The following is a 15542-nucleotide window of genomic DNA, read 5'->3' on the forward strand; positions in this document are numbered from 1 at the left end:
ACACCTCAGCCCTTCACGCTGCCGGCCAGTCCCCCGACCAGTTGTCGTTCGGCGATGGCGTAGAAGGCGAGTGCGGGGAGCATGGAGAGGATGACGTAGGCCAGGACGCGGGCGGTGTCGTCGGCGTATTGGCCTTGGAAGGCTTGGACGCCGACGGGCAGGGTCCACCAGTTCTGGTCGGTGAAGACGACGAGGGGGAGCATGAAGTTGTTCCAGCTGGCGACGATGGCCAGGACGGAGACGGTGGCCAGGGCGGGTCTGGCCATGGGCAGCAGGATGCGCCAGAAGAACGCGAACGGTCCGCAGCCGTCGAGGGTGGCTGCTTCCTCTACTTCGGCGGGGATGGTGCGGAAGAACGAGCGCAGAATGATGATCGTGGTGGGGAGTCCGAAGGCGGCTTGGGGCAGGATGACGCCGAGGGGGTTGTCGAGCAGGTCGAGGCTGCGCAGCAGGATGAACAGGGGCAGGATCGCGACCGCGAACGGGAACATGAGTCCGACGGCGAACAGGGTGAACAGGAACTCCCGGCCCCGGAAGCTGAATCTGGCGAAGATGAATGCGGCGGCGGCGGATGCGGCGACGACGACGATGACGGTGGCCAGGGCGATGAGGATGCTGTTGGCGAGTTGGCGCCAGAAGACTTCGCTGCCCAGGATGCCGGTGTAGTTCTCGGGGTGCCAGGGGTGGGGTAGGCCGATGGGGTTGGTGGAGAGCTGGCCGTTGTCTTTGAAGCCGCCGAGGATGCCGAATCCGATCGGGATGACGATGAGTGCGCCGATGGTGATGGAGATCAGATGTAGGAGTGTGCGGCGGGCGCGGGTGGCCATGGTGGTTTTCATCGCTGGACTCCGCGGGTGGTGAGTGCGCCCTCGAGGTCGCGGCGGAGTACGAACCGCTGGTAGAGCAGGGCGAAGATGAGGCTGAGCAGGAACATGGCGATGCTGATGGCGCTGGCGTAGCCGACTTCGAAGCGGCGGAAGCCGTACTGGAACATCGTGACGGCCATGGTTTCGGAGCTGTGGATGGGTCCGCCGCCGGTGAGGACCCAGACCATGTCGAACAGCTGGATCGTGCCGATCACCGACAGGAACAGGCTTACCCGGATGGTGGGTCCGAGTAGCGGCAGCGTCACGTGCCGGAAGACCTGCCAGGGTCCGGCTCCGTCGGTCGTGGCCGCCTCGGTCAGCTCGCGCGGGATGCCCTGCCGCCCGGCGAGGAGGAGGATCATGTGGAAGCCGAAGTACTTCCAGGAGATGACGAAGAACAGGGCGTAGATGACCTGTTCGGGGTCGGCGAACATGTCGCCGCCGAACGCCAGTCCCCGGTTGGGTGAGAAGACGAGGGTGAACAGGACCGCGGTGGTGACTTCGGAAAGGACGTAGGGGGCGAAGAAGACGAGGCGGTAGACGGCGCGTCCGCGTAGGGGCTGGTTGAGCAGCATGGCCAGGGCGAGTGAGACCGGTAGCTGGACCAGGACGGACAGGGCGATGAGCAGGCCGCCGCGGCGCAGGTCGCCGAGGAAGGTGGGGTCGGCGAATGCGCGGGTGTAGTTGTCGAGGCCGACGTAGTTCTCGGGCAGGTTGAAGCCGTTCCATTTGAACAGGCTGGTGTAGCCGGCGACCACGATCGGCACGAGCACCAGCAGCAGGAACAGCACCAGCGCGGGCAGCAGGAAGCCGCCGATGAGCAGCACCTGACGCCACGAACGGCGGCCGCGTTCTCGCACGGCCGCCGCGGGCGCCAGGAGAGGAGTCTCCTGGATCGTCGTCATCACTGGCTCTTCGCGACCTGGGTGATGTCCTTGACGATCTGCTCCGGCGTCTTCGACCCGGCGATCAGCTCGGCGACGCTGTCGTTGACCTGCTGCCCGACCGCGGGCGGGTACGCCTGGTCCAGGTACAGCTGGAACCCGGTCGCCGCGGCGAGGCTGGCTGCGACAGTCTTGCTGTTCACGTCCTTGATCGCGTCAGCGGCTTCCTTCACCGTCGGCAGGACTGCGCCGGTGGCCGCGCTGGTCCGCTGGCTAGCGGCCGTCATCAGCGTACGCAGGAAGTCGGTGGTCGCGGCGGGGGCGTTCTTGCCGATGACGAACCCGTTGCCGCCGCCGAACGCCTCCGCGACAGTGCCCTTGCCGCCGTCCACGGCCGGGAACGCGAAGAACCCGAGCTTGTCCCCCAGGCCCTTCTTGCTGGTGGAGGTGGACGCCTGGACCGAGGGGGCCCACTGGCCCATCAGCTCCATCGCGGCTCCGCCGTTGCCCATCGTCGCGGCCTGCCCGTCCGGGGACGAGTAGTCCGCGCCCAGGAATCCCTTCTGGAACGGGGACAGGGCGACGAGGTCCTTCAGCGCCTTACCGGCGGCGATGAAGTCGGGGGTGTCGAAGTTGCCGTCCTTGGCCGCCTGCTGCAACGCGCCCAGGCCACCGATCCGCATCGCCAGGTACGCCCAGTAGAAGTGGCCGGGCCACTTCTCCTTACCCGCCAGCGCGATCGGGACGATGCCCTTGGCCTTGATCGCCGACACCGTCGTGAGCAGCTCGGCCCACGTCGTGGGCGCCGCGGTGATCCCGGCCTGGGCGAACAGGTCCTTGTTGTACCAGAACCCGACCATGCCCACATCGAACGGAATCCCGTAGATCTTCCCGTCGATCGTGAACGGCTGCACCGCCGCCGGCAGCAGCGTCCCGATCCACGGCTGGACGTCGGCCGTGATGTCCTTGACCAGCCCCGCGTCGACCTGCTGCTTGAGCACGCCGCCGCCCCAGGACTGGAACAGGTCCGGCGGCGACCCGGCCTGCGTCGCCGTGGTGAGCTTGGCCTTGAACGCCTCGTTCTCGAGGGGCTGGATCTCGATCTTCACGTTCGGGTGCGCGGTCGTGTAGTCCTTGGCCATCGCCGCCCACACGGGCAGCATCGGCTCGGTGTTCTGGATGTGCCACCAGTTGATGGTCTGCGCGCCATCCGGGCTGGCGGGCTCGTCGTCGCCACACGCTGCGAGCAGGAGCGCGCCGGCGGAGGCACCGGCGATACCCAGCAGCGTCCTGCGGGAGAGGTACGCGGTCATAGCCGTCCCTTCGAGGTGCAAGTCAGGTTCTCGGAGGCCGGAAACCGGTCCGGGCAGATGTCGGAACCGGCCCCGAAAGTTTCTGCCCCAGGCCGGTATTTTCGATTGTGGCGCGCACGTTACGGCCCCGCAACGCGGTAGGTCAAGGTCTGTCGCATCTCGACATCGGTTAATACCGTGTCCGAGAATTGCGCCGCCACCACTGAAACTTTCCGGAAAATTGCCGGTAGCTAAACCCACCGAAGAAGTCGACCCATACGCCCCTTCGACCGCCGCACCACGTACCGCCGCACCGTCCACCGGAGTGTGCAGTTTCGGGGAAAGTGTGGGAATCATGGCCACGATTCCTGCACTTTCCCCGAAACTGCAGCCTCACCGGGCGACGCGCAGCGCGCGGGACGGAGGTAGGGCGGGTCAGGGGACGGTCTGGCGGCGCGGGGATTGGGAGCGGCGGCGTTGTTCGTCCATGAGGCGGTCGAACTCCGTACGGTCCAGGAGCAGGCCCGCCTCCGCCGCGATCTCCGCGGTCAGGTCGACGGGGAAGCCGTGGCTGTCGTGCAGTTCGAACGCGACCGCCGCGGGCAGCTGCCCGGACGCCCCGTCCATCGCGCGGTAGAGCAGGTGCATGCCGCGGCGCAGCGTACGCCCGAACGACTGCTCCTCCCGCCGCACGACCTGCCCGATCAGCTCCCGCGCCGCCTCCAGCTGCGGCCACGTCCCGCCCGAGGTGTCGACCACGGTGTCCGCGAGCTCCGCCAGCACCGGTCCCTCGACCCCGACCAGCCGCGCGTGCCGCATCGCGCGGCGCAGCAGCCGCCGCAGCACGTACCCCCGGCCGTCGGTGGACGGGAGGACCCCGTCCGCGATCAGGAACGCCGCCGCCCGGACGTGGTCGACGACCACCCGGTACGACACCTGCCGCCGCTCCCCCGCCGACGCGTAGTCGCCCGCGCCGAGCTGCTGCAACCGGGTCAGCGTCGGCGCCAGCAGGTCCGTCTCGCACAGGTGCCGCGCGTCCTGGAGCAGCAGCGCCATCCGGTCCAGCCCCATGCCGGTGTCGACGTGGCGGCCGGGCAGGGGGCCGAGGATGTCGAAGTCGTCCTTGCCGGTGCCCTCGCCGCGCTCGTACTCCATGAAGACCAGGTTCCAGATCTCCAGGAACCGCTCGGTGTTCACCGCCGGGCCGCCGCCGGACCCGAAGCCCTCGCCGCGGTCGTAGAAGATCTCGGTGTTCGGCCCGCACGGGCCCGGCCCGCTCATGGACCAGTAGTTGTCCGCCATGCCGAGGCGCTGGATGCGCTCGTCGGGCACGCCGACGCCGCGCCAGAGGCTCGGCGACATGTCGTCGTCGTGATACACGGTGATCCACAGCCGGTCCGGGTCCAGCCCGAAGCCGTCGGTGAGCAGCTCCCACGCCCACTCGATCGCCTCGCGGCGGCCGTAGTCGCCGAACGCGAAGCTGCCCAGCATCTCGAACGAGGTCGCGTGCCGGGTGGTGTGCCCGACGTTGTCGATGTCCACGGTGCGTACGCAGCGCTGCCGCGACATCAGGCGCGGATGCTCCGGCACCCGATCGCCGAGGAAGTACGGCTTGAACGGGACCATGCCCGCGCCGGTGAGCAGCAGCGACGGATCGTCGGGCACCAGGGACGCCGATGGCACCTGGTGGTGGTCGAGCCGCTGGAAGAAGTCGAGGAAGGTACGGCGGATGTCGTCGGAACGCATGATCGGCCTCGCAGTCGGAAGAGTCCGGGGCCGCGCTCGCAGAACCGGGGCACAGCCCGGCCCTCGCCGCTGAGACGTCTGGGAGCGCGATGGGAGATGGCAGGCGGACACGCCGAGCGGGGCCGAGGGGTCAGGCGAGGACGCGGTCCCCGGACTCCTGCTCGGCGCGGCTAGCTCGCCGTCCCGACATCATCTGCGCTCTTCCGATCACTCGATCCGGCCGCCGAAAGGCCGGTCCTCCCATTAGTAGCCGCAGGCCGCACCCGCGTCAACCCGTTTGGTGCGGGCCCGCGCGTGGCGCGGGCCCGCCAGGGGGTACGGCGTCAGTGGCAGCTTCCCGTGCCACTGTCGCTGTACGTCTTGCCCGACTGCGGCACGAACTGCCAGTCGTAGCTGTTCGCGTGCAGGGTGAACTTGAGCACGCCGAACGTGTTGTTGTTGCGGGCCTGGCTGTTCGGCTGGATCGTGCCGAAGCTGTACAGCCCGGCGCCGCCCATGCCCGCCACGAAGGGGCGCAGGCCGCGGGCGTTGTCGAGGGTGCCCGACGGGTTCATCGGGGCGAACCGCTCGTACTGGTGGTTGTGCCCGAACACCACGACGTCGGCGTTGTAGTCGTACAGCGCCTGGTAGAGGGGGCGGGTCGCCGTCTCCGGGGCGTGGTTGGCGCCCGAGGTGAACAGCGGGTGGTGCCAGTACGCCAGCGTGCACGGCTGGGTACTGGCGGCCAGGTCCGCGCGCAGCCAGGTCTCCTGCGCCGAGCCCGCCGACATGCTGATGTTGGAGTTCAGCGACACGACGTGCCAGCTGCCCAGGTCGTACGAGTAGTACCCGCGGCCCGACGGCCCGGCCACCGACCCGAAGTAGTTGTAGTAGCCGGTCGCGCCGGAGGTGCCGTAGTCGTGGTTGCCCGGCGCCGGACGGGTGCGCGCCTTGTGCCGGCCCCAGGTCGGGTTGTAGAGCGAGCTGAACTCCGACGCGGTGCCGCTGTCGTACACGTTGTCGCCGGTGGTGAAGACGGTGCCGGAGATGCCGTCCAGCAGCGCGGCCGTGGCGGTGTCGCCCGAGCCCGTGGTGGCGATGTCACCGGCGCCGACCAGCACCGGGTCGGCCGCCACGCCACCGCTGGCCGACGGCTGCGGCGACGGCGCGGTGCCGGTGGTGACCACGAGCTGCGGCGCGTCCGCGCCGCTCTCGCGCGAGTCCCAGTACGCCCCGTCGGAGCTGGCCGAGCTCGCCCCGATGCTGAACGTGCCGTTGCCGGAGACCAGGGCGGTGACGTCGACCTCGTACCAGCCGTTCGCCGACACCGAGCCCAGGCTGCCCAGCGTGGCCCCGTCCAGGGCCGGCTGGTTGTTCCAGGTGGTCCCGGTCTCCGACCAGGTCGTGTTCGACATGGCCTTGAACGTGCCGCCGTTGACGCTGCCGCTGTTGCCGCTGCTGTGCCGCAGCCGCAGCTTCGCGCCGGTCACCGTGCCGGCGACGCCGGAGACCGTGAACTTCAGGAACAGGCGCCGCACCGGGGAGTTGTCGACGTCGAGCTCGGTGGCGGTGCCGTAGTTGGTGTTGGCGGTGTCGCTCTGCACGTACGTGTCGGCGACCGGGGTGAACGTGGTGCTCGCGGCCGCCGCGGTGTTCGCGGAGGCGGTCAGCACGACGGCTACCGCGGCGACGATCAGGGTGAACGCCGTCCCGGCGGTGGTGGCCGCGCGGAGGTGTCGGGTGCCCATCACGTGGTCCCTTTCTGGGGGGTGATGGCTGCTGGGTTTGACAGCCGACAATGCAATGTAGGGACGGACCAGGGCGGCCAGAACACATCGGAGTGAACACGGCGCTAGCTGGGAATGAGTTCTGTGCCCGTTCGGGTGGCTTGGCGAGGTGGCGCCAGCTCCGGCGTAACGGTCAAGATCCCTGCAAGCGTGGCGAAGCACCAGCTTCATCGACTGTCAGTGATGCGATCTGGGGCGTCCGACTGCCAATTTGAGGACGTTTGTACGAATTTTTGTAGACGCCGGTCACATCTGGTCACGGGGTGCCGGAACCGATTGGAGATCCCCGGGAGGGCCATGCTAATGTTCTCCCGTTGCCAACGAGCGCCGCTAGCTCAACTGGCAGAGCAGCGGACTCTTAATCCGCGGGTTCGGGGTTCGAGTCCCTGGCGGCGCACGGCAAAAGCCCCGCTTGACCTGGTCAAGCGGGGCTTTTTCATGCCCGGGTTCATCGAATGATCGTTTCTGATGTGCTCAACGCGTGCTCGTATCTGCCGCGAACAGCCGATACACAATGCCAGGCGCCGTCATCACCCAGTCTTTGGTCTCCTTGGCGTCGGGCCAGGATCGGGCCGGTGCCGTTTCGGTAGCGCTCCCCTGCGCCCAGAGTGGGCCGGGCGGGATCGCCGGACGGTTCGGTCGGCTGGACTCGGCGTGGATGTGGCGGAAGCGGGAAAGGACGCGATGGCGGTGGCCGATAACGGATGGTTCTCGGTGCGGTGCGTCGTCCGGTTCCAACGTGATCAGAAGACGCTGTTCGAGGAGCGGGTCACGCTGTGGCGAGCCGTGGACTTCGCCGACGCGGTACGCCGCGCCGAAGCGGAGGTCTGCGAGTACGCCGAGCTGCTAGACGGCGAGTACACCGGCTTGGCGCAGGCGTACAAGCTCGCCGACGAGCCGGGCGACGGAGCCGAGTTGTTCTCGCTGATGCGCGAGAGCGACCTGGATGTCGGCACCTACCTCGACACCTTCTTCGACACCGGCAGCGAGCAGCAGGGCGAGGTCCTCGAATAGCGAACCGCACCGGAACGGGCCCTCCCTCGGGAACCCAGACTTGCCGGCCTGCCCGAACTTGCGGCGGTTACGCGGCCCGGTGCTCGGCCCACGCTCGGGCGGCCTCGGCGACCTCGATCTTCCAAGGCTGCGGGTCAGCAGTAGCGATCTCGCCCCAGAGGTTCCGACTGGCGGCCACGAAGGTCGACACCGCTTCGTCGGGGGCCCCTGCGTAGGCGGGCGAGTTCTGACACCACAGCTCGGATTCCTTGGGCGTGTGCCCGGGTTCGATGAGCTGCAAGCCGACGCAGGCGGTGTCGAACCAGGGCGCGGTCACCGGCGTAGTCGCGCCAGCGGTCCTCGACCGTGCGCAAGGTCAGCCCGCGTGGCGCGGGAATCGCAGCGAGCTGCCGCAGGCTTGCGGTTATCTTCGGCAGGTCCCACAGCAACCGGAACGACCAACCACGACCACCGCGATTAACGGAGTGGCACCATTACGCTTGGTAGTGGCACCACTCCGCATGAAATTGCTCCTGTCGAGCCTGTCAAGGCTAATTGATGAGGGCTCGCAGCCGCTGGGCAGCAGAATTCCTAATGCGCTTTGTTCTTCCCTGATCAGAAAGGATCGCGAGACTTGCCCGATTACCGAGGTTTTCCACGAGGCGCAGCTGCAACCAATCTGTCCAATCTCCAACTTGGGAAGCTATTTCCTCGGGGTACACGGCGCCCACCCTTGCCCGCCTGAGGATCCGAATTTCACCAGCACGCCTTTGACTATACGCCCTATTGTTCGGTGCGAGCTGGACTATCCAATCATCCTGTTGATCGTCTGTCACCAGCTCCAGCATTCGCAGAACTACCGAGGTCGCCAGCGTAGTGTCTTCCTCAAGCGCAACAGCCTTTCGGAGCAGGTCAAGATGGTTCGATGACTCGATCACACGCTCGTACAGATGCCACCGACCGTGGTCTGCTTCAACGTCCGATTGAGGCACACCAAGTGCATTGGCGATGTTGACAAGAACGGTTTTAAGATCCCTATTCATCTAGCAGCCGCCCCCATTTAGCCGATGCTCACGCATCTTGGCGCCGATCCTACCGCGGATGGTCTTGATATTGTCGTCCACAAACGCCTGCTGGCGACTATTCAGCTGGATATTTTCGTCAAGCGGTTTGCCGTTCTGCCCGATCTGAATATCAAATCCTTGACCCTTTAGATGTGCATGAGCAGGTCCATGGTCATTAGCATAGATCTGAATTGTCATTCCCTGCGGACCACGAGCAATTGTGCCGCTAGTGGGTTCGCCACCGTCATTATGAACCAAAATCGGCGTGTTACCTGCGAGAACATAGTAGGTATGCACCCCGGCTACGGTGAGGTTGTAGACCGCAGCATGGATCGTATAGTGACGGGTTCCTAGAACAACTACGGGCGAACTGTCGTTTGACATCAGTTCGTCGCCAGGCCGCAGATATGTTGCGCCAACCCAGGAGCTGCGGTTCGCGACATAGAAGAGGTGACCGCTGGTCGCCGTGACTGTCGCCGTCCCGCTGTCTGTGTTGTTCGACAACACAACATCGACTAGGTCCTTGTCGCCTTCTCCCTCGATCAGAGCAATCACCGGATGCTGCCCGCTAAAGTCGTCTACTTTTACGTCGCCAGTCATGACTTTATCGTTCAGCTCGATCTGACTTATCGGCTTGTTCGAGCCATCAGCGAGAAGCACGAGGGTGCCGGGGGTAAAACTGTTCCGGACCTTGCAGTCCGCCGGGCCCCCCTTGGAACCCTTGCGGAATCCAAAGAGCAATGAGCCGATGGTAAGTGCGCTCTTTGTTCCGTTGTACACCTTCTGTTCCGAGGTGTCAGCGGTGAAGGTATTAACGACGCCCTTGACGATGCCGGCTCCGGTGTCTACAAGATTGCAGGCGAGGCCGGGGGCGTGACAGACGTTGGAGACGCCCCTCTTGACGGCGTCAACGAGGCTCAGCTCACCTCTGCCCCACGCGGCACCGTCTTCCATGGCCGAGTCGACGAAACCAACCCCTGTGTCCCACAAACCCTCGGCCGCGCCGACGGTGGTCTCATAACTGAAGTCGATTACTCCAGCCAGGACTGCTTCAAACGCGTTGGTCGGCTTCGGGTGGCAGATCCCTTGACATTGAATTAGGTCCTTCTTGATCTTTGGCTTTGGTGTGCAGTCGGGAAGGCACACGGTCGTCCCTACCGGTTTGGCGCCATTGCCTCCAGCACCGCCGCCCTCTGCACCGAGTAGCACCGTTCCGGTCGGGTCGGCGTAGGTTACGGGGTTGTTCGCGCCGTATTGGTAAGCGTTGAACTGTGCTGGATCGCTCGAGACCAAGATCGGATCGACGCTGGCAAAACGGCCCATTTGGGGGTCGTACTCACGCGCCCCGATGTGGATGAGACCCGTCGGGTCGATGTCGCCGCCGACGAACCCCTTCTGGTTCACCCACGGCGACGAGGTCGCGGAGCGCTTCTCACCGTACGGGCTCTGCCGTCGTACCGTGACCTGCTGGGCGCTCGCTTCGATCGCGAGCTGCTGGGTCCCCTGGTGGTCACCGAAGAGCCAGACGAGGCCCGCCGTCGAGGTGCGCTGGGCACAAACCTGTCCGCCGAAGGCGTAGTAGCGGGTGGCGATGACGATGCCGCTCCCCTTGTCCCGCCTCATCTCCTGACCAGGAAGATACAGCGTGGTGCTGCTTGTGTCGTCACGCAGGAGCCGTGCGCCGTCAGCGTCATAGGTGTTCGTAGTCGTGTTCGCACCCTCGGCGACCGTCTTTAGGCGACCTTCGACGTCCCAGGTCAGCGTCTGGCCACCCCCGGATCCGGGTCTGGCAGTCGTGTTGCCGCTGACGTCGTAGCCGTAGGACTGAGTCACTGTCAGTCCGGGTGTCTGCGTTTGCACCTGGGTCACGGCGTGTGGTCTTACGGCGGTCGCGCCCTGCGCGGGAACGCTATAGGTGCGCGTGGTCTGGCTGGTGTGGTCTTGTTGGGTGAGGCGGTTGCCGACGTCGTCGAACGTCCAGGTCTGCCAGTAGGGTTCGGCGCCGGTGATGGGATCGCCCACCGGTCCGTCGTCGCATTGGCTGGTGGTGGCGGGTGTCCAGGCGTCGGTCAGACGCCGAAGGCGATCGTAGGTGAAGCACTGGATGTCGCTCTGCCCGACCTGGGGCGTGTCAGCGATCCACTGGTAGTTACCAGCAGAGTCATGCTGATATCCGATGTCGGTGACCGTGCCGGCCGCCGTTTCGGGTTTGACCTTGAACCGAGTCGTCCGGCGTGTCGAGGCGTCATAGGTCGTCTCGGAGTCAACATATGGTGAGGTGCCGGTCTTGCGGGTGGTCATCGACGGTTCACCGAAGGCGGTATAGGTCTGACCGGTGACGTAGGAGGTGATCCCGACGGCCGTGGTGGTGAGTCCGTTCGGCAGGCCGTAGGTGGTGTCGTAGCCGACGGTCACTGCTTCACCGGCCAGTCCGCCGCCAGCGGGGAAGGCGGTGTTGGTGGGTGAGCCGTCGGTGCTGTTGTAGCCGTATGTGAAGGTGTAGTCGCCGCCGAGGCCAGTCAGTGAGGTGGGGATGCTGTAGGTGATATCGCTGACGGCGTAGCGCGGCGAGTATCCGCCGATCTTGATGGTGTAGGTGTTGGCGCCCTCGTAGCGGGTGCTGGTGGCTAGGCGACCCCTTACGGTGAGGCCGGTCCACATGCTGTCGTAGGTCCAGGCCGCTCGCTTGTTGGCGGTGGTGGCGGAGTCTCTGTAGACGGCGGTCTTGCGGCCGAGCTGGTCGTATTCGTAGACCAGGACGTCACCGGCGTTGGTGGTTTTGACCAGCTCGTTGTCGTCGTTGTATTCGCTGGTGGTGGTGCCCTTGTCGGGGTCTTTGGCGCTGATCTGGCGGCCGCGGATGTCGAAGGTCCAGGTCCACTCGTTGCCGAGTGGATCGGTGGTCTTGACCATCTGGTTCTTGCGGTTGTAGGTGTACTTGGTCGACAGCCCGGTGCTGGCGACTCCAGCAGCGGTGTTGTGCTGGATAAGTTCGACGGTGCGGCCCTTGACATCGGTGACGGTGGTTGTCGGGATGGCACCGTCGGGTGGGGTGACGAGGGTGGCGTCGCCGGTATAGGCAGTGGCGGTGCGCCACTTGTAGGTAAGAGTCGAAATGCCGTCAGTGGTATAAAAGTCCTGCGCCGTGGCGCGGGACGCCGTGTCGTAGACGGTTTTAGTGACCGCGCGGATGGACCACTCCGGTTGCGACCACAGCTTGCCCGGCACGACCGACGTGCTGGTCTCGTTGGCCTTGTATGCGCCGTAGTTGGTGACAGCCCGTCCGAGCGTGTCATAGAAGGTATCGGCCAGGACCCATCCTCCTCCGACAGCCTGTTGTTGCGTCTGCTTAGGCCGAAGCAAGGCGTCGAACAGCTGGTAGGAGGTCAGATAGTTGCCCTTGGCGTTAAGCGCCTCCGTCTTGACTACGGGATAGTCGGTCTTGGTCGCCGAGTAGGTGTAGGTGTAGCGGGTGTTGGGGGTGTTCGGGTTGGTGGTCTTAGACCAGCCCGGCTGCCACACCGCCAAGGTGCGACCCATCGGGTCGTAGGTGGCCTCGGTGATCCGGCCGTTGGGGTCGGTGCTCTTGGTGGGGTGGCCCCAGTACGGGGCGATCTTCGTAGTCGTCTTCCAGCTATAAGGTGCGGGGCTGGTCTCGACGGTCTGGGTCAACGGACCGCCCACGGCCGGGGTGTAGGCGGTGGAGGCAGTGTTGCCTTTGATGTCCGTGGTCGCCAGGATTCGGCCGGTAGTGTCGTAGGCGTTGACCTCGGTGGTGTCCCAGACGGTGCCGCCGGCGGGGGTCCAGTCTTTGAGTTGCTCGGACTTGGTCAGCAGGCCGTAGGTGGCCATGGTTGCCGGGCTGGTGGCGCTGTCGTAGCTGTTCTGGACGTCGCTGATGATGTCGTCGGTGGTGGCGGGGTTGGTGCCGCAGGGCAGGGCGGTGATGGTGATGCGGCGCTGCAGGTGGATGTTCTTGGTGGTGTTGCGGTTGTACTGGTAGGTGGTGCACTGCTCGTCGCCGTTGGCCGACGGGTCGCCGGTGGGTGACCACAGGCCGTCGTCCTGCTGCCAGTCGATGGTGCCGTATTGGGAGTCGAGCTGGGTGACGGTGCGGTTGATGCGCCAGCCGCGTTCCTGGTTGAGGCCCAGCGCGGTAGCGGTATAACCGGTGCGGGTGGACACGAACCGGGCGGTGGTGGTGCTTCCGTCGGCGTTGGTGCGGGTGGCGGTGGGCGCGGACATCCACGGCACCGACACCGTCTTGGTGATCGGGGTGCTGCCGAGGTAGGTGATCTGCTCTCGGGTGGTGCCGGCGAACTCGTCTTCGTCGTCGACGGCTTCGGTGCCGATGGAGGCGGTGACGGTGCGGGTGCGGGTGCCTCCGGTGTCGTTGAGGCGGTCGCCGTGCATGCCGACCATGTACCGGGTTTCGACGAGGGTCTGCTGGCCAGGGGTGTCGCCGCCGCGGACCTTGACGGTGCCGTAGCCGCGGAACTGCGACCAGGTGCGGTACTTGGGTTTGGTGAAGCCGTCGTCGTCGGCGTAGTGCCAGTAGGGGCCGTCGGAGTATTCGTAGAAGGTGTCATGCGACGCCGGGGCGCCGGTCATGTTGATGTCTTCTTCCGACACCTGCTTGACGGTGTACTTGTGCCACCAGTCGGTGACCGTCTGGGACGGGTTGATCGGGTTCTCGGACAGGACCGGGTAGCACATCATGCTGTTGCTGTAGGCGTGCGCCGGCAGGTTCCCGGAGGTGCACTCCGGTGCCGAGTAGTAGATGTGCACCCGGGCGCCGGTCTCGGTGGTGACCAGAGACATACGCTGCCAGTTGTTGGTGACGCCGATCGTGGTGGCGACCCGGTTTGGCATCGACACCGGCTCGAACACGACCGGGGGCATCGTCTCGGTGCCGCCGACCAGGCCGGCGTGCACGAGCGTGGACAGCCACATGCCGCGGTTGGTGGAGCCGTCGCCGACGTCGGGGAATGTGTAGGTCATCGTCCACGAGTCGACGGGCTGCCAGGCGGGGGTGGTCTTGGTGGTGTCCCACACCTGCGTGGTGATCTTGTTGAGGCGTTTGGTCGACCAGAACGTCGGCGAGTACAGCCCCGGGCAGGAGGTGGCGGTGGTCTTGCAGTTCTGGTCCCACGGGGTGTCGGGCCAGTTCTGGGTGGTCGGGTCAGTTCCGGACCAGCAGGAGGTGAGACAGCGGTCGGCGGGGTCGAACAGGACCTGCCCGGTCGGCGCGATCGAAGTCTCGGCGATCTGGTGTTCGGCCAGGGTGCGGTAGTAGGTGCCGTAGTCGATGCGGCGCAGCATGCCGCCGCGGACGTATTGCGTCTTGTTGGTGTCGGTGTTGCGGGCGGCGTACTGGTTGGTCTCGGTGTCGTACCAGAACGACATGGTGTTGCCGCGCGGGTCGACGACGTAGTCGAGGTTCCACCGCCATACCTGGGTGCAGGCCGAGGTCGCGAAGGAGCTGCCGCGGCAGGGGTCGCCGGTGTGGTTGCCGTAGACCGGCATGGTCCAGGCGGAGTTGGTGGTGGTGCTCTGCCCGGGCAGGGTGTTGCGGCCGAAGAAGTACTGGGTGCCGTCGGTGGTGATGACCCTCCAGTACTCGCCGTCGTTGTCGCCGTTGGTGCCACCCGTCAGCTTCTCGATCTTGGAGCCGTCGTCGCTCTTGGCCCGCCAGACCGAACCGTTCTTCAGCAGCTCGCCGCCGTGCCCGTTGAGGCTCATGGTGGCGTTGTCCGACCGCCAGCACATGTCCCCGGTCGGGTTGCCGGCGTTGTTGGGGCTGCCGGCGGTGTCCTCCGAACAGGGGATGTAGCGGCGTTCGATGTAGCCGGGCGAATATTCGAAGCCTTCACCAAGCCAGGACGGCTGGTTGTTGGTGGCCGAGGAGCGGCCGTCGACGCTGCTGGAGCTGTATGCCAGCGAGATGCTGGGCACCGGTCCGCCGGCTGATGGGGGCATCGACAGCGGGTAGGTCCAGGAGAAGTCGCCGGAGTTGCCACCGGCCTGCCAGCTGCCCGACGGCTGCAGGCTGCTGGCCGCGAAGTCGCCGGACGAGCCCGACGCACCGGCCGCCAACGCGACGACCGCGCCGCCAGCGGACAGGGCTGTGTCCCCGGCCAGTTGCGCCGATGCGGTACCGGTCGGCGCCGACGCGGCAGCGAGGGGGACTTCGGCGGTGACGGTGCCGGTGTGCTGGTCGTTGCGGGACTTCAGCGCCACTGCCCGACAGTTGGCCTGGTCCGGGGTGGTCAGCGCGCACTCGGGCAGCAGCCACAGCCGCAGCCGGGATGCCCAGTCGCCACCGAAGGCGTTGCGGAAAGAGGTGTAGTCCACCGACAGCTGCGTCGAGGATGCCGACGTCTTGCCGTCGGCGCGATTGACCCGCACGACAGTCCCGTTGCGCCAGGTAGCGGGGACGGCGTCGCGGTCGACCACCTCGACGGTGACGGCCGAAAGGTCGCCCACGCTGGCTGCAGCGCCTCGCTGGACCGTCACTGGCAGATTGCTGGCCCGCGCCGCGGTCTTGCTCTGTACTGCGGCCGACAGGTCGACCTTGGCGGACGCGTGCTGCGGCCATGCCGGGGCGGGCAGGTTCACCGGGAGGTTGCGGGCGATGGCCGCGGGTTTGGCGTGCAGGACGTGACCGTCGCTGCCGGGTGCCACCGGTTCGGTCTGGGTGCCCAGGTGCGCTGGTGCTGCGGCCGCCGGGGTCGGCTGCAGCGGGCTGAGCATGCCCCCGAGCAGCGCGACCGCTAGACCGGCGGCGGTGAGTACGTTTCGGGTAGTTGGTCGGCGCCGTCGGCGCGCGACCAGTGGTGGACGGGGTTGAGGGGTTGTCACCTTTGCCTCCACGGCATTGATCTACTGAACTTGCAGAAAGGGCAGGCTGGGCGGACCGTCGGTCCGCCCA

At 66.1% G+C, this 15542-nt stretch carries 8 protein-coding genes and 1 tRNA gene; 2 read left to right on the top strand and 7 right to left on the bottom strand.

Annotated features, from left to right (window positions below; genetic code table 11):
• Positions 1-5: 5 nt before the first annotated feature.
• The 5 genes from Cs7R123_RS14735 to Cs7R123_RS14755 all read right to left on the bottom strand — a co-directional run bounded on the left by Cs7R123_RS14735 (position 6) and on the right by Cs7R123_RS14755 (position 6515).
• The gene (locus Cs7R123_RS14735; protein WP_212826958.1) at positions 6-839 is read right to left on the bottom strand and encodes a carbohydrate ABC transporter permease; all 834 of its coding nucleotides are present in this window, start codon (positions 837-839) and stop codon (positions 6-8) included.
• Positions 836-1771, bottom strand: coding sequence for a carbohydrate ABC transporter permease (locus tag Cs7R123_RS14740; protein ID WP_212826960.1), 936 nt, complete (start codon positions 1769-1771; stop codon positions 836-838). The genes Cs7R123_RS14735 and Cs7R123_RS14740 overlap by 4 nt, the downstream gene beginning before the upstream one ends.
• The gene (locus Cs7R123_RS14745) at positions 1771-3063 is read right to left on the bottom strand and encodes an extracellular solute-binding protein (RefSeq protein WP_212826962.1); all 1293 of its coding nucleotides are present in this window, start codon (positions 3061-3063) and stop codon (positions 1771-1773) included. The genes Cs7R123_RS14740 and Cs7R123_RS14745 overlap by 1 nt, the downstream gene beginning before the upstream one ends.
• A 414-nt stretch (positions 3064-3477) precedes the next feature.
• Positions 3478-4788 carry an alanine--tRNA ligase gene (alaS, locus tag Cs7R123_RS14750; protein ID WP_212826964.1) on the bottom strand — a complete coding sequence of 437 codons (1311 nt, stop codon included), beginning with the start codon at positions 4786-4788 and terminating at the stop codon, positions 3478-3480.
• A gap of 323 nt (positions 4789-5111) precedes the next feature.
• A complete protein-coding gene (locus Cs7R123_RS14755; protein WP_212826966.1) occupies positions 5112-6515 on the bottom strand; it encodes a DNRLRE domain-containing protein in 1404 nt (467 codons plus the stop codon).
• A 363-nt stretch (positions 6516-6878) separates the two neighbouring features.
• On the opposite strand from Cs7R123_RS14755, the gene Cs7R123_RS14760 reads away from it, so the two are divergent.
• Positions 6879-6951, top strand: a tRNA-Lys gene (locus tag Cs7R123_RS14760).
• Positions 6952-7244: 293 nt separating this feature from the next.
• Positions 7245-7568: a hypothetical protein gene (locus Cs7R123_RS14765; protein ID WP_212826967.1), complete on the top strand. Its 324-nt coding sequence runs from the start codon at positions 7245-7247 to the stop codon at positions 7566-7568.
• Positions 7569-7635: 67 nt separating this feature from the next.
• Here the strand turns inward: Cs7R123_RS14765 and Cs7R123_RS14770 are convergent, their stop codons facing one another.
• Both Cs7R123_RS14770 and Cs7R123_RS14775 read right to left on the bottom strand, forming a co-directional pair.
• Positions 7636-7884: a hypothetical protein gene (locus tag Cs7R123_RS14770; protein WP_212826969.1), complete on the bottom strand. Its 249-nt coding sequence runs from the start codon at positions 7882-7884 to the stop codon at positions 7636-7638.
• Between the two features lie 706 nt (positions 7885-8590).
• Positions 8591-15364, bottom strand: coding sequence for an RHS repeat-associated core domain-containing protein (locus Cs7R123_RS14775; RefSeq protein ID WP_212826971.1), 6774 nt, complete (start codon positions 15362-15364; stop codon positions 8591-8593).
• Positions 15365-15542 lie beyond the last annotated feature (178 nt).

This window comes from Catellatospora sp. TT07R-123, from assembly GCF_018327705.1.
In the GTDB taxonomy this organism is placed as follows: domain Bacteria; phylum Actinomycetota; class Actinomycetes; order Mycobacteriales; family Micromonosporaceae; genus Catellatospora.

Bases quoted from the DNA above. Each gene is read 5' to 3' on its own strand.
- Cs7R123_RS14735 (WP_212826958.1), bottom strand. From the start codon at position 839: ATGAAAACCACCATGGCCACCCGCGCCCGCCGCACACTCCTACATCTG.
- Cs7R123_RS14740 (WP_212826960.1), bottom strand. From the start codon at position 1,771: ATGACGACGATCCAGGAGACTCCTCTCCTGGCGCCCGCGGCGGCCGTG.
- Cs7R123_RS14745 (WP_212826962.1), bottom strand. From the start codon at position 3,063: ATGACCGCGTACCTCTCCCGCAGGACGCTGCTGGGTATCGCCGGTGCC.
- alaS (WP_212826964.1), bottom strand. From the start codon at position 4,788: ATGCGTTCCGACGACATCCGCCGTACCTTCCTCGACTTCTTCCAGCGG.
- Cs7R123_RS14755 (WP_212826966.1), bottom strand. From the start codon at position 6,515: ATGGGCACCCGACACCTCCGCGCGGCCACCACCGCCGGGACGGCGTTC.
- Cs7R123_RS14775 (WP_212826971.1), bottom strand. From the start codon at position 15,364: ATGCTCAGCCCGCTGCAGCCGACCCCGGCGGCCGCAGCACCAGCGCAC.